Raw genomic sequence first — 15,531 nt, 5'->3', positions numbered from 1 at the left:
TTATTTTTCAATTGGTAAATCTGGTAAACTTCCCCACTCTGTCCAAGAACCATCATAAACAGCATAATTATTGTGTCCTGTTAACTCTAATCCTAAAGCCAAAATACAAGCTGTAATTCCTGTACCACATGAAAAAATATACGATTTATTTGTGGGATTTATTGTTTTAAAAACTTCTTGCAAAGCTTCTTTTGTTTTCATTTTTCCTGATTCTTGTAATTCTGTGTACGGTAAACTATAAGAATTCGGAATATGCCCGCCTTTAACAGTCGCTCTTGGTTCTGGAGTTTCAGCATAAAAACGACCTTTAGATCGTGCATCTGCTACACAAAAACTCTCATCAATAATTTTAGATAAAACTTGATCTATAAAAGTTACTTTTTCGGGTTGAAGTTTTGCTTTAAAGTTACCTTTCGATAACTGTTGTTTATAATTGTTTTCTACAGGGAAATTATTCTTTTTCCATTCAGGTAAACCACCGTTTAAAACCGCTACATTATTAAAACCAAATGTTTTAAACAACCACCAAACTCTTGCTGAAGAATAAACTCCTAATTGATCGTAAATTATAATACAACTATTTTGATTCACACCTATTTGCTGTGCTTGTTCTTCGAAGTAAGCTGTCTTTGGAAAAGTATTAGGAAATTCACCTTCTTTATCTAAAAAGACACCTTTTAAATCAAAGAAAATTGCATTTGATATACATTCTTTTTGTTCATTAGTTACCTCTTTAGAAGTTACTTTAGGAATAGTAGCATCGAAAATAATTAGGTTTTCCTGATCTAAATTTTTGTGTAACCAATCTACCGTTACTAATGGTTGATTAACATGTAACATAACTTTTTTTCAAGCTTCTTCTACTCTTCGTTTTAAATCTGTCATTCTTCTGAAAGCTGCATTCTTTTCTAACACTTTACTTTCTAAAAAGTCTATTACTTTTTCTTGAAGTCTTACCTTAGAAACTTTATTGATGTATGTAATTCCGCCTGGACTCATAACATTTACCTCAACCAGTTTTCCATTGATTACATCAATTCCAACAAAATACAATCCGTCTTTTACTAGTTTCGGACCAATTTTTTTACATAAAATCTTTTCTGCTGGCGTTAGTCTATGCTTCTCTACTCTACCTCCTGCAGTAACATTAGATCTATGATCTTTCTCTCCAGGAATTCTTTTCATTGCTCCAATTGGCAATCCATTTAACATTAAAATACGCACATCACCTTTCTCTGCTCCTTCTATATATTCCTGAAGAATCACATAATCTGAAGATCCATCTCTTTTACTAATGTAAAAATCTAACAAGGAATTAATATTCCCCATTGCTGACTTTTCAATTAAAATAACCCCAGATCCTCCATAACCATTTAATGGTTTCAAAATCATTTTATCTGAAGTTGATTCTTCAATAGTCTTTATAAGGTAGTTTTTGTTTTTGGAAACGTGAGTAACTGGAATAATCTCGTTATTTGGATCCTCAAAAACTGCAGTATACAGTTTATTATTTGCCTCTCGCATTCCTTGAACAGAATTGATGATAAAAACATCATCTTTTACCGAATCTAAGAAGTTCAGCATTAATGGATCTAAAGGCGGATTTGCTCTCATGAAAATGGCATCAAACCCAGCTAAAGGCAACATTTCTTCTCTTACAGTTGCTTTTTTAAAGTACGATTTGGGTGAAGAAGGAACTTTATCCATTCTATCAATAATAGTACAAAAAGCATTTGTTACACTATTACGAATTGTTAAGTTAGAAGGTGTACAAATAGCAACTCCATGTCCTCTTTTTGCACATTCATGAATAAGTGTTAATGAAGAATCATTGTCTGGTTTGATATCTTCCCAAGGATACATTAAAAAACAAATGTTCATTTAAATATTTATCGTTTAGTTAGTTTAAAATAGGCTATCAAAATACAAAAAACACCAATACTAGAATTAGTATTGGTGTTTATAAAATTACTATTTTTTTATATATGATAAAGAAATAAAATTATTTTACTTCATCGTAATGGTCGTCCCAGTTTTTTGGCTTTGGATCACCTAATTTCCCTACAGATTTTGCTACTAAAGTAGATACTGTTGCATCTCCTGTAACATTAATTACCGTTCTACACATATCTAATGGTCTATCCACAGCGAAAATTAAAGCTAAGCCTATTGCTAATTTATCTGCTGGAAAACCTACAGACTCTAAAACAATTACTAACATCACCATACCTGCTCCTGGAACTGCTGCAGAACCTATTGATGCTAGTAAAGCTGTTAGAATAATTGTTAATTGGTCTCCAAATGTTAAATCGAAACTTAAAGCTTGAGCAATAAAAACTGCTGCTACAGCTTGATATAAACTAGTTCCATCCATATTAATTGTTGCTCCAACTGGCAGTACGAAACTAGATACTTCTTTATCTACTCCAACATGCTCTTCTACACGTTCCATTGTAACTGGTAATGTCGCTGCACTTGAACTTGTTGAGAAAGCTAATAATTGTGCAGGAGAAATTTTACTTAAAAACCATAATGGATTCTTTTTTACAAAAACACTTATTAGAATCATGTAGAAAACTACCATTAATAATAATCCAAACACTACCGTACCTCCGTACTTTAACAATGCTAATAATAAATCTGGATCATTAGACGATACAACTACATTTGCTAATAAAGCAAACACTGCATAAGGAGCAAATAACATGATTAAATCTACCATTTTTAAAACAACTTCATTTAAAGAATCAAAGAAATGTTTTAATGGCTCAGATTTTTTCTCTCCTATTAATAACATTGAAATACCTAAGAATATCGCAAAGAAAATTACTTGTAACATTGCTTTGTTATTACTCATTGCTGCCATTGCATTATCTGGAACCATATCTACTAAAAATTGTAATGGTCCACTTGATTTCTGACGTGTAGCTTCTGCTATTTTAGATTGTACTCCACCACTATTTGCATAGGTTTGAGTTAACTTTTCAATAGTTTCTTCAGAAATTCCATCTCCTGGTTTTACAACATTTACTAACAATAAACCAATGGTAATAGCAATTACTGTAGTTCCAATGTATATAACAATAGTTCGTATTCCTATATTCTTAAATTTTGAAATATCTTTTAAATCAGAAATTCCTTTAATCAATGAAGCAATAATTAAAGGCACTGCTATTAATTTCAATAGTTTTACAAAAATAGATCCGAAAGGTTTTATCCAATTTCCAACAAAAGTAGTTCCTCCACTAACGTTAGTCATTACTAATCCAAATATAATACCCAGAATCATCCCTATTAAAATCTTCCAGTGTAGTGCTAATTTCTTCATAAATTAAATTTAGGTTGTGTAAAGTATGCGTAAAAATATAAAATTGAATACAATTATAACATGAATAAATTTCAAGAAAATTGTGACTTTGTTTTTGTATATTGTGTCTGTATAATCGTAGAATTAATATAAAATCAAAGAAATGGAAGGAATTTTAGACTTACTAAACAGCCCTATGGGTAAAACAATTATTAACGGAGTTGCTGGATCTACTGGTCAAGATAGTAATAAAACTGGTAGTGTTTTAACAATGGCTTTACCTGTTTTAATGAAAGCAATGCAACGTAATGCTGCTACTCCTCAAGGTGCTGAAGGATTAATGGGAGCTTTAACTAAACATGATGGTGGTATATTAGATAATTTAGGCGATTTATTTAATGGTGGTGTTAATAATGATGTTGTTAATGATGGAAGTAAAATCTTAGGACATGTTTTAGGGTCTAAACAACAGGGTGTAGAGCAAGTTATTGGTCAGAAAGCAGGAATGGATGTTGGCGCTGTTGGAAATATTTTAAAAACTGCTGCCCCAATTTTAATGGGAATGTTAGGTAAACAATCGAGACAAACTGGAGTTAGTAATTCTGGCGGTATTGGAGATTTACTTGGAGGGATGTTAGGTGGAAGTAAAACTCAAAACGAACAAAGTTTCCTTGAAAAAATATTAGATGCTGACGGAGACGGAAGTGTTATCGACGACGTTGCTGGAATGGTACTTGGGGGAAGTAATAAAAAATCTGGAGGTTTATTAGGTGGACTTTTAGGTGGTTTGTTTGGTAAGAAATAAGATTCATTACATATAATAACAAAAGGGTAAACAAGTTTTGTTTACCCTTTTTCTTTTCTATACATTTGCGTTTTTATTAAACTTTTTTTTGTGGATAAATTAAAAGAACGCTGGGGACTAAAAACTACATGGGATGTAGTAGCTGTACTAATTGTTTTTGCCATTAACGGTTCATTTTCTGCTTGGGTAGCAAAACCTGTTACCAATTTACTTGGATTATCTCCAGAAACTATGAATCCTTGGCTATATTATCCTTTAAGAATCCTTTTAATCTTTCCAATTTATCAAACTACATTACCAATTGTTGGATGGTTATTTGGTCAATTTAAATTTTTCTGGGAATTCGAAAAAAAGTTCTTATCACGTTTAGGCTTAGGCTTTTTATTCAAAAAATAGTTCTTAAACTTCTATTGTTTTTCTAATTTCTTTATCCTTTTTTGCTGTAAACACGTAAGTGTACAACCACATTAATGTAAAGGTTGGAATAATATCTAATCCAGGTAAAATTTCTTCAATAAAAGAAATAGCTCCTGCAATTTTCCCTTTATTTCCTTTATACATTTTCGTCAAAATATAAGCTGATGCAGGTGCCCAAAAGATATCTATAACTTCTCCTAAAAAAGGAATTATAAAAGAAGCATAACCTACAAGGTCAAAAAAGATACTTAAAATCAATTTTTGGTATTTATTTTCTGTATTCATATTTTTATTTTTTGTTATAGTTCAACCAAAACAAAGGTTTTACTATACTATTAGACCCTAAAAACGAAAAAAAGTAACACCTTAAATGGATTTTACTCAATTTAAATCACACATACGACAACTAAAAACCAAGCCTTTAGGAGGTTTAACTTCTCAGTTCAAATTAGTTCCTGAAATAAGAATTAAAATCTCTGAGGAAACCATAAAAAAAAGTAATCCACGAAAAGCAGCTGTATTTTGCCTATTTTATCCTAATAGTGAAGGAGAAATGTTTTTTCTTCTTACCAAGAGAGCAAGCTATAAAGGAACACACTCTGCTCAAATAAGTTTTCCTGGCGGAAAGGTAGACGACGTTGATAAAGACCTAGAGGACACGGCACTTAGAGAACTTGAGGAAGAAGTTGGTATCCATAGAAATACTATTACATTAATAAAACAAATGTCTGATACTTACATTCCTCCAAGTAATTTTATGGTGACTCCTTTTATTGGATTTTCAGATGAAAAACCAGAATTTATAATCAATGAAGAAGTCGCTAACACAATAGAAGTTTCCTTAAAAGATCTATTAGATGATAGTTTAGTATCTTCAATTGAAATGAATACTTCGTACATGAAAAACATCGAAGTACCATGTTTTAAATTTAATGGATACATCGTTTGGGGCGCTACAGCTATGATCTTATCTGAAATAAAAGATTTGATAAAAGAATCATGATTAAAAATCTTTTGTAAATTTGTTTAACTAAAGAATACTATATGCCCCTGTTTAAAAGGAATCCTTTTGGCCATATTTTGTTTATAAAGAGGTTTTTAATTCAAATTTTAGGAATTATTTCTCACGGCCGTTATAGAAGTTTTAACGAACTACAAATCGAAGGATCAGATATTTTAAGACAATTACCAGACAAAAACATACTATTTATATCTAATCATCAAACGTATTTTGCAGACGTAGCTGCGATGATACACGTTTTTAATGCTTCCTTAAAAGGTAGAGATGATAATATTAAAAACATTGGTTATTTATGGAAACCAAAATTGAATGTTTACTATGTAGCAGCTGGTGAAACTATGCGTTCTGGACTTCTACCTAGAATTTTTGCATACACTGGTTCTGTTTCTGTTGAACGTACTTGGAGAAGCGCTGGAAAAAACATCAATCGTCAAGTAAAAATGTCTGATATTTCTAATATTGGAAAAGCTTTAGATGATGGTTGGGTTATTACATTTCCGCAAGGAACTACAACGCCTTTCAAACCAATTCGTAGAGGAACTGCTCACATTATCAAAACATTTAAGCCAATTGTTGTACCTATCGTTATTGATGGATTCAGAAGATCTTTCGATAAAAAAGGATTAATGATTAAAAAACGTAATGTGTTACAATCTATGGTAATTAAAGATCCGTTGGAAATTGATTACGATAATGAAAGTATCGAAAGTATTGTTGAAAAAATCGAATATGCCATAGAACAACATCCTTCATTCTTAAAAGTATTAACACCTCAACAATTAAAGGAACAAGAAGAATTTATCGAAAGTAGAAGCTTCTGGGGTGTTGATAAAAAAGAATAGAAGTACAAAGAATACTAAAAAATAAAATCTAATATTATGTCTAAAGACAAATCTATATTAAATGAAAAATCACTTGATTTTTTAGAAAGATATCTTAATAATGCTGCTCCTACAGGTTATGAATGGGAAGGGCAAAAAATATGGATGGAATACCTAAAACCATATGTCGATGATTTTATTACCGATACTTATGGTAGTGCAGTTGGAGTTATCAATCCAGATGCTAAATACAAGGTAGTTATAGAAGGACATGCAGATGAAATTTCTTGGTATGTAAATTATATTTCTGAAAAAGGATTAATTTATGTGATTAGAAATGGTGGAAGTGACCATCAAATTGCGCCAAGTAAAGTAGTAAACATCCACACAAAAAATGGTATTGTAAAAGGTGTATTCGGTTGGCCAGCGATTCATACAAGAGATCGCGGAAACGAAACTCCACCTAAACCAGATAATATTTTTATTGATGTTGGTTGTGCAAACAAAGAAGAAGTTGAAGCTTTAGGTGTTCACGTAGGATGTGTAATTACATACCCAGATGAATTCCATGTATTAAACGGAGACAAGTTTGTATGTAGAGCTTTAGACAACAGAATGGGTGGTTTTATGATTGCTGAAGTAGCTCGTTTACTTCACGAGAATAAAAAAGAATTACCTTTCGGTTTATATATCACAAATTCTGTACAGGAAGAAATTGGTTTACGTGGTGCAGAAATGATCACTGAAACAATAAAACCTAACGTAGCTATTGTTACAGATGTAACTCATGATACAACTACACCTATGATTGACCAGAAGAAACAAGGTCATTTAGAAATGGGTAAAGGTCCAGTTATAGCTTACGCACCTGCTGTACAACAAAAGTTACGTGATTTAATTATTGAAGGAGCTGAAGAAAATGAAATTCCTTTTCAACGTTCTGCTTTATCTAGAGCTACAGGAACAGATACTGATGCTTTTGCTTACAGTAATGGTGGTGTTGCTTCTGCTTTAATTTCTTTACCATTACGTTATATGCATACAACTGTAGAAATGGTTCACAGAGAAGATGTTGAGAATGTAATAAAAATGATATACCAAGCTTTATTAAAAATAGAAGACGGAGAAGATTTTTCTTACTTTAAGTAAGAAAAATTCAAAAATATTTTTAACCCTTACAGATATTGATCCATCTGTAAGGGTTTATTTTTTTGGTAATATATTGATATCAATATTAATTTTAGAAAATGGTAAAAGAAAAATTTGATTATCAATATTTAGGTTTAAAAATATTAATTTATGGAGGTACGCTCGCCTTTTTTCTATTTCAATGGTTTGGACCTGGACTTATAAAAGCATATAAAGAAAAAAAAGAACGTGAATTAATACTACATGGAGGTAGTATTTCTGAAGCTAACGCTACTATACAAGAAAGAAATAAAAAATTAATAGAACTTAACAATTTAGAGAACGAAGAAGCTAAAAAACATAATGAGTTTTTAGTCTTCACTAACGATACTACTAGAACTATTACAACTCTTTTGCAAGCTAATAGAAGATATCGCGATAATTATAAAAATCCTTATAGTATTGGCTATAATACTATTCAAAAAAATGAAGAGGATATTAATTATATAAATGATTTTTTTAATAAAAAAGACAGTTTAGGTTATAACATTTTTGCTTTGAATGCCTTTAAAAATCAAGAGGTAAAATTAATGCAAACAAACACTATTGATACAAATTACCGATTTAAAGTTTCTTATTTTTATTACTATACCGAAAAGCAAAAAAAACATTTAGCCAAGCGCATTAATGAAAAGCCTAATAACCACTTTAGTTTCGTTTTTGAATCAAAAAAAGAAAAATTAGCAAAACTAGACAGCATTCAATTTTCAAAAATTGTTTTAAGTGAGGTAGAATTAAAAGATGAAAAGATAAACCAACGTGGTTTGGTTAAACTCTTTGCTCCTAGAATTAGCGCTAATAATTATGGTGTTTTTTATTTTTCTTGTTATAATAAACCAATAGATAGTATTACTTTTCATAAAAAAATCATCTCTTTTACATCGATGTTTCTAAAAGATTTAAAAGGTAAACATAATGGAAAAATAAGGCGTTTTACTGTTCCAGAAAACAAATTAGATTATGAATGATAGTATAATTCATAAGATAACTAAACAGGAGTATGTATTTTGTAGTATTTTGAACAAGTTTAAAAATCTAATACGATTTTAACAAAAGTTCAAAATGACATTTTTTATTTTTATGGAAAATCAATACAAATGAGCTTAACACATCAAAAAGATTTATTTGATATTCCTGAAGATATTACCTACTTAAATATAGCTAGTCTTTCCCCTTCTTTTAAAAGCATAGAAGAAGCTGGAATAAAAGCCGTGATGGAAAAAAGTAAACCTTATTTAATTCCAAGTTCAGACTTTTTCAATCCGGTTACTAAACTTAAAAAATTATTTGCACAACTTATCGATGTTGATGATTACAATAGGATTGCCAATATTCCATCTGTTTCTTACGGATTAGCTACTATTGCTAATAACATTACCTTAACTGAAGACAGTGAAATTGTATTGATTGAAGAGCAATTTCCTAGTAATTATTATATCTGGGAAAAATTAGCAAAGAAGTACAACGCAACTCTTAAAATTGTGGCTCAACAAGAAAATGGTGAGCTTTGGAATCGTGCAATTTTAGAAGCAATTAATGATAAAACTGGGCTTATAGCACTGGGAAATATTCACTGGGCTAACGGAACCATATTTGATGTAAAAGCTATTCGAGAGAAAACAACACAACACAATGCGTTATTAATTATAGACGGAAGTCAATCTGTTGGAGTCTTATCTTTTTCTGTAGAAGAAATTCAACCAGATGCTATGATTTGTGCTGGTTATAAATGGCTTTTTGGTCCTTATGGATGTGGTTATGCTTACTTCGGATCATATTTCGACAATGGTAATCCTATAGAAGAAAATTGGGCTAATCGTTTGGGAAGTGAAAACCTTAGTAATTTAACAAATTATGCATCTGAATATAAACCACTAGCCAATCGTTACTCTGTAGGCGAACATGGAAGTTTTATTTATGTTCAAATGCAAATTGCTGCCATCACTCAATTACTTGAATGGAGTGCAATTGATATTCAAAACTATTGTCATCAAATCACTAAAACATCAGTATTAAAACTTAAAGAAGCTGGTTGTAGTATTGAAAACGATGAATTTAGAGCGAAGCATTTATTCGGTATAAAATTGCCTAATTCAATAAATAAAGATGCTTTAAAAGAAAAGCTATCTCAAAATAAAATATTCGTTTCTTTTAGAGGTGATTATATTCGAATTTCATGTCATTTGTATAATACTGAAGCTCATTTCGAAAAATTAACGCAATGCATTATTTCAGAAATTTCTTAGCATGGATGAATTAATTGATATTGTTGATGAACAAGGAAATTACACCGGAAAAACTTGTTTAAAATCAAAAGCCCATAAATTCGGTTACTTCCACCCTACTGTTCATATTTGGATATATACTAAAGATCACAAGATTTTACTTCAGCAAAGAGCTTTCACAAAAAAAGTTTTCCCTGGATTATGGGATATTTCTGTTGCAGGTCATATTGGAGCTGGAGAAATTATTGAAGAAGCTGCCATTAGAGAAGTTGAAGAAGAAATCGGATTTAAGGTTAAACCAGAAAACCTAATAAAAATAGGAACTCGAAAACACCAAGTCAATCATCCGAATGGAATTATTGATAATGAATTTCATCATGTATTTATTACTGAATTGAATGTTCCTGTTGAAGAATTAATCATACAAGAAAGTGAAGTAGCTGGACTACAACTTTATGATTTAGATATTCTAAATAAAACATCGGAGTACGAAAATGTTCTTCTGCCTGAATATAGTCAATACTACGAATCTGTATTTACAGCTATTATCGCTAAAACTGAAAAATCTTAAAATTCTTTCTTCTTTTTAGTGTTAAAAAGCACCTACATAATGTTAAAAACAATAGGAAACTTCATCTAAAATGATATGAAAAATGCATTTTATAATATAAAAAACACAATTATTGTGTCGTTTTATACTATACATACAGTTAACATAAAAGGTTCATTATCAAACCAATCAGTTTTTTAAATTTGTGGCGAATTTTGAAAAACAAAAAACTTCATTTGATGAAAAAAAGTACCGTTTTTATAGTCCTATTACTGGCTGTGAACTTTATAAGTTGTAAGACTGAAAAACACAATTTTCCAATAGATAAAGAATATTGGGATGTTAATGATTATGACAAAGCTATTTTTGATTTAAGGTTTACTTACGAAGACAATGAAACAAAACCAACCTTCGACAATCCTGAGCAAAGAGTTATTTTAGAGAAATTAACAAACCCAGATAATTATAAAGTACTTTTAGACAACAACGATCTAGATTTAAACCAAAAAAGTAAAATAGCTGCTAACTTTATTTCACAATGGAATGAAATGAATAAAATTTATGCTATTACCGATACTAGCGATAAATTTCTATACGGAAAAGAAATGCTTGCAATCTGGCAATTTGGTTTAGGATTACAACTTGCTGCTTTTGATATCGAATTTGATCAAGTTGTAGCAAAATCTAAAGATCCATTATCAGAAGAAGTAGAAGAAAATATTGAACCTAGCATTAAGAAATTAATCAGAAATTATGCTAACTATTTAAGTTTAGCAGCTAAAGAAAATTCTTTCTATGAAAAAGAAAAAGAAGATTATGCTAAAGGGTTAGATAAGTATTTTAAGCAACTAATTCAGGTTTATCCGGATGCTGATTATGATCGATTATTAAAGAAAGCCACTTCAATATTAGAAGTTGCAAAATCATCTACAATCAAAACTCCATTAAAAAACTTAATTGCTTTAATCAACACTCAAAAGAATAAAGAAGAACAAGCATAAAACAACGTTTATCGTTTTTTATTAGCACTAATGTTAAAGTAAAATTTAATATTAGTGCTATTTTTTTGTAGTTACATTAAAATTAATTTTCTCAAATTCATCTCTTAAAATTAAGAGTTAAAGTCATGTTATACTATATTCAAAATAGTTAACTTGATCCTTTCTAAAGAACTTATTTAAAAAATGAAAGGATTACTTCAATACAACGATAATCGAATAGAAATACACTGGGATACTTCTTCTTATATGTGTCAACAACTTTTACATCATATTTCTTTAAAAGGAGTTGCGAATAATATTGGAGGTGAAGTTTTCTTTTATCAATACGATTTAGATATTGAATTTGATGGAAATCAAAAAGAAATTTTTGACGTTGGTGATGTAGTGTATTGGCGTTCTCCGAAAGAAAAAGGAAAATTCGGAATTCTTTTTATGTATGGAAATACCAGCTATGGAGACGGCACAAAGCCGAGAACTTCTAGTCCGGGTATTAAAATAGGTACTTTCAAAGCCATATCAGAAATGAGTAATATTGCTTCTGATACAGCTCTAGAATTAATTTAATTTCTGCTTACTTATGAGGTTTCATCACACTACAATAATCAAACAATTCGTATTTGTAACATTACTTTCACTCTCTTTAAGTTGTAAAAAAGAGGTTCAAAAAGAAGTTCAGACAGAAAATATAGCGGAAACACTTTTAGACGCACCACCAAAATGGGCAAAAGAAGTTGTTTGGTACGAAATCGCAGTTGAACGTTTTTATAATGGAGATACTTCTAACGATCCTTCTGTAGCAGATATTCAAGGCTCTTACCCAGGATTTGTTCCTAAAGATTGGAAAGTGACTCCTTGGACTCAAGATTGGTATAAAGAAGATTCTTTTTTTGACGATTATAAAAACCATAAAGATTTCTACGGAAATACACTAACAAAATTCGTTGATAAAGTTCAGTTAAGACGTTATGGGGGTGATTTGCAAGGTGTGTTAGATAAAGTAAATTATTTAGATTCTTTAGGTGTAACAGCTATTTACTTTAGACCTTTAAACGATGCACCATCGTTACATAAATACGATGCTAGAAACTGGAGACACATCGATCGTAATTTTGGTCCGAATCCTAAAAAAGATATTGAGACTATTAATAATGAAACACCTGACGATCCTAGCACTTGGCAATTTACTGAAGCGGATAAATTATTTTTAAAGGTTATTGATGCTTTTCATAAAAGAAATATTAAAGTAATTTTAGATTATTCTTGGAATCATACGGGAGGAACATTTTGGGCTTGGCAAGATGTTTTAAAAAATCAAGAAAAATCGAAATATAAAGATTGGTATTGGATTGATGAATTTGATAATCCTGAAACTCAAAAAAATGAATTCAAATATCATGGTTGGTCTGGTGTTCATGAACTTCCTGAAATAAAAGAAACTCAGAAACAAGATTTATCAGTTAAAGTAAATGCCTTTGAAGGAAATGTATATAGTGATGCTGTAAAAAATCATATTTTCAGTATTACAAAACGATGGTTAGATCCGAATGGTGATGGTGACCCTTCTGATGGTGTAGACGGTTATCGTTTAGACGTAGCTGGTGAAATGCCTTTAAATTTCTGGAAAGATTTTAGAAAACAAGTTCGAGATATTAATCCTGATGCATATTTATTAGGAGAGATTTGGTGGGAACAATGGCCAGACAAACTGTTAAATCCAGAACCATTTTTAAAAGATAGTATTTTCGATGCTGTGATGAATTACAGATGGTATAGAGCTTCAAGACAATTCTTTAGTACTACTCCAAAAAACATTACCGCTCATCAATTTATTGATAGTCTGCAAACTTTTACTAAAGGTATTAGAAAAGCGAATAACTATGTAATGATGAATTATACTGGAGGTTTTGACACACCACGATTGCTTACTTCTTTATTTAATAATACCCAATATAAATTCGGATGTAAAACTCATGAAAATCCAGATTATAAAATTCATAAACCAGATAATGCTACACTAAAAACCTTAAAGTTATTGATTACTCACCAACACACTTATTTTGGCGCTCCACATATTTATGCTGGAGACGAAATGGGAATGTGGGGAGCAGATGATCCTTCGTGTAGAAAACCTTTAATTTGGCCAGAGTTTACTTTTGAAGATGAAACAACTCATCCTCTTGGATTAAAAAGACCAACAGATCAGGTAAAGTTTAATAATGAACTTTTCAGCTTTTATCAGAAAATCATAAAAATAAGAAAAGAAAATTCGGTTTTAATTCATGGAGAAATTAAGTACATTAAACAAGACAATCCAGCAGTATTATTATATAAACGTTATTATAAAGGTGAAGAAATTTTTGTTGCTTTTAATATTGGATTAACTCCTACTCAAGTTGTATTACCTAAAGAGAAATCAGAAAAAACAGAGATTATTTTTAGCACTTCTAAAATAGAAATTGAAGAAAATAATACGAACATATTAATTCCTGAAAGAAGCGCTGTTATTCTAAAATAAAAATAGAAATCTATAGTATATTTCAAAGAAAGGTTTAAATTTATAAGTAAACAAACTAACCTTCAGTATGCTATCTAAACAAGAAAAATCAGAACTCAGAGGTAAATTATTTAGACATTTAGACGGAATCGTTACTTGTCCTGCTGCCTTTGAGCTTCATAAAAAAGGAATTACAACACATTTATTAAAGGAGAAATCTATTACGATAAATGAGCTTGCAAAAGACTTTAAAGCAAATGAAGGTTATTTAAATGTAGCGTTACGTACTCTGGCTTCTCAAGGTTGGTTGCTATACAAGGTTGATAATACTTCAGATACTATCAAAGTAAGTACAAATGAGGTTTCTGAAATTGCTTTTCAGCATTTTCATATGTATAAAGAAGCTGCAGAATTACTTAAATTTTCAGAACAATTTAGTCCACGTAAATTCGAAGTCGCACCTTTTTTAAAACTTGAAGCATTATTTAAAAACTTTACCCAAAATTTTGGTGTAACACTTTCTGAAGATCAGAAAACTAAAGAAATACAAACACAAATACTAACTCATATTGAAGGTATAATTGTGGGGCCGACTTTAGTTTTATTAGGTATGAAAGGAATGTTTCATAAATACTTCATGCAAACTAAATTTAAAGCTGAAGAATTCCATAAAGATCCTGAGAATTTTGGCCGCTTATTAGATATTTTAACACACTTAAAATGGTTTAATAAATCTGGAGATTCATATGAGTTCACCGATATCGGATTGTTTTTTGCAAGAAGAGCTAGTGCTTATGGCGTAACGGTTTCTTACATCCCAACACTTCGAAAACTAGATAAGTTTATTTTTGGCGATCCTACCATTTTTAGATCTGAAGGAAAAGGGAATGAAGAAATTCATCTCGATAGAGAAATGAATGTTTGGGGAAGTGGTGGAGCTCATGCTGCTTATTTTAAAGTATTAGATGAAATTATTATCAATTTATTTAATAAACCAATACACGAACAACCCAAAGGAATTTTAGATGTTGGTTGTGGAAATGGTGCTTTTTTAAAACACCTTTTTAACGTAATTGAAAATAGAACAGCACGTGGAAAAGTATTGGAAGATCATCCGTTATTTTTAATTGGTGTAGACTATAATGAAGCGGCTTTGAAAATTACACGAAAGAACTTAGTACAAGCTGATATTTGGGCCAAAGTTATTTGGGGAGATATTGGAAATCCTGAGGCGATGTCTCAAGATTTAAATGAAAAATACGGAATAGATTTAGCTGATTTATTAAATGTTCGTACGTTCTTAGATCATAATAGAATTTGGGAAACGCCTAAACCAAACCCTAATATGACTACAACCAATTCTACTGGTGCGTATACACACAGAGGTATTCGATTAAACAATAATCTTGTTGTAGAATCTTTAAAACAACATTTTAATAAATGGAAACCTTATATCAAGAAATTCGGATTGTTACTTATAGAATTACATACCTCTAAACCAGAACTGGTTGCTAAAAACTTAGGAAAAACTGCTGCTACTGCTTATGATGCAACTCACGGTTATTCTGATCAATATATTATAGAGATTGATGAATATATGAGCGCCTTAAAGGCTATTGGTTTAGAACCTTTTGAAAATTCATTCAAAAAGTTTCCTAATTCTGAATTAGCAACTGTATCAATAAACTTATTTAAATAAAAA

The 15,531-nt window shown here is 30.6% G+C and carries 16 protein-coding genes; 12 read left to right on the top strand and 4 right to left on the bottom strand.

The annotated features are described in order from the left end of the window. The 3 genes from Q1A15_RS17955 to Q1A15_RS17945 form a co-directional block, all read right to left on the bottom strand. A complete protein-coding gene (locus tag Q1A15_RS17955) occupies nucleotides 1–840 on the bottom strand; it encodes a rhodanese-like domain-containing protein (protein ID WP_299627299.1) in 840 nt (279 codons plus the stop codon). 9 nt (nucleotides 841–849) lie between these two features. After that, complete coding sequence (gene gshB, locus Q1A15_RS17950) at nucleotides 850–1,881, bottom strand: glutathione synthase (protein WP_299627297.1); 1,032 nt, start codon at nucleotides 1,879–1,881, stop codon at nucleotides 850–852. 121 nt (nucleotides 1,882–2,002) lie between these two features. After that, nucleotides 2,003–3,328: a dicarboxylate/amino acid:cation symporter gene (locus Q1A15_RS17945; RefSeq protein WP_299627295.1), complete on the bottom strand. Its 1,326-nt coding sequence runs from the start codon at nucleotides 3,326–3,328 to the stop codon at nucleotides 2,003–2,005. A gap of 142 nt (nucleotides 3,329–3,470) precedes the next feature. On the opposite strand from Q1A15_RS17945, the gene Q1A15_RS17940 reads away from it, so the two are divergent. Continuing rightward, a complete protein-coding gene (locus tag Q1A15_RS17940; protein ID WP_299627293.1) occupies nucleotides 3,471–4,112 on the top strand; it encodes a DUF937 domain-containing protein in 642 nt (213 codons plus the stop codon). 90 nt (nucleotides 4,113–4,202) lie between these two features. Beyond that, a complete protein-coding gene (locus Q1A15_RS17935) occupies nucleotides 4,203–4,508 on the top strand; it encodes a DUF6787 family protein (RefSeq protein ID WP_299627291.1) in 306 nt (101 codons plus the stop codon). 3 nt (nucleotides 4,509–4,511) lie between these two features. Here Q1A15_RS17935 and Q1A15_RS17930 read toward each other — a convergent pair whose 3' ends face one another. Further along, nucleotides 4,512–4,814, bottom strand: coding sequence for a hypothetical protein (locus Q1A15_RS17930; RefSeq protein ID WP_299627289.1), 303 nt, complete (start codon nucleotides 4,812–4,814; stop codon nucleotides 4,512–4,514). 85 nt (nucleotides 4,815–4,899) lie between these two features. Here Q1A15_RS17930 and Q1A15_RS17925 point away from each other — a divergent pair, with 85 nt between their 5' ends. The 10 genes from Q1A15_RS17925 (at nucleotide 4,900) to Q1A15_RS17880 (ending at nucleotide 15,528) form a co-directional block, all read left to right on the top strand. Continuing rightward, entirely contained in the window at nucleotides 4,900–5,532 is a 633-nt protein-coding gene (locus Q1A15_RS17925) for a CoA pyrophosphatase (protein ID WP_299627287.1), read from the top strand. Between the two features lie 41 nt (nucleotides 5,533–5,573). Then, a complete protein-coding gene (locus tag Q1A15_RS17920; protein WP_299627286.1) occupies nucleotides 5,574–6,392 on the top strand; it encodes a lysophospholipid acyltransferase family protein in 819 nt (272 codons plus the stop codon). 36 nt (nucleotides 6,393–6,428) lie between these two features. Then, the gene (locus Q1A15_RS17915; RefSeq protein ID WP_299627273.1) at nucleotides 6,429–7,520 is read left to right on the top strand and encodes a M42 family metallopeptidase; all 1,092 of its coding nucleotides are present in this window, start codon (nucleotides 6,429–6,431) and stop codon (nucleotides 7,518–7,520) included. 98 nt (nucleotides 7,521–7,618) lie between these two features. Continuing rightward, nucleotides 7,619–8,527, top strand: coding sequence for a hypothetical protein (locus Q1A15_RS17910; protein ID WP_299627271.1), 909 nt, complete (start codon nucleotides 7,619–7,621; stop codon nucleotides 8,525–8,527). A 129-nt stretch (nucleotides 8,528–8,656) separates the two neighbouring features. Next, nucleotides 8,657–9,805 carry an aminotransferase class V-fold PLP-dependent enzyme gene (locus Q1A15_RS17905; protein ID WP_299627269.1) on the top strand — a complete coding sequence of 383 codons (1,149 nt, stop codon included), beginning with the start codon at nucleotides 8,657–8,659 and terminating at the stop codon, nucleotides 9,803–9,805. A gap of 1 nt (nucleotide 9,806) precedes the next feature. Next, a complete protein-coding gene (locus tag Q1A15_RS17900; RefSeq protein ID WP_299627267.1) occupies nucleotides 9,807–10,355 on the top strand; it encodes an NUDIX domain-containing protein in 549 nt (182 codons plus the stop codon). Nucleotides 10,356–10,573: 218 nt separating this feature from the next. Continuing rightward, nucleotides 10,574–11,335 carry a hypothetical protein gene (locus Q1A15_RS17895; RefSeq protein ID WP_299627265.1) on the top strand — a complete coding sequence of 254 codons (762 nt, stop codon included), beginning with the start codon at nucleotides 10,574–10,576 and terminating at the stop codon, nucleotides 11,333–11,335. A gap of 183 nt (nucleotides 11,336–11,518) precedes the next feature. Further along, nucleotides 11,519–11,899 carry a cyclophilin-like family protein gene (locus tag Q1A15_RS17890; protein WP_299627263.1) on the top strand — a complete coding sequence of 127 codons (381 nt, stop codon included), beginning with the start codon at nucleotides 11,519–11,521 and terminating at the stop codon, nucleotides 11,897–11,899. A 13-nt stretch (nucleotides 11,900–11,912) separates the two neighbouring features. Beyond that, nucleotides 11,913–13,850 (top strand): alpha-amylase family glycosyl hydrolase, encoded by a 1,938-nt coding sequence (locus Q1A15_RS17885; RefSeq protein WP_299627261.1) that lies wholly within the window; start codon nucleotides 11,913–11,915, stop codon nucleotides 13,848–13,850. A 67-nt stretch (nucleotides 13,851–13,917) separates the two neighbouring features. Next, on the top strand, nucleotides 13,918–15,528 hold the full coding sequence (locus tag Q1A15_RS17880; protein ID WP_299627259.1) for a class I SAM-dependent methyltransferase: 1,611 nt from the start codon (nucleotides 13,918–13,920) through the stop codon (nucleotides 15,526–15,528). Nucleotides 15,529–15,531 lie beyond the last annotated feature (3 nt).

The sequence above is a fragment of the uncultured Tenacibaculum sp. genome, assembly GCF_947495995.1.
Lineage (GTDB): Bacteria > Bacteroidota > Bacteroidia > Flavobacteriales > Flavobacteriaceae > Polaribacter.
This window is presented reverse-complemented; position numbering and strand designations above follow the sequence as displayed.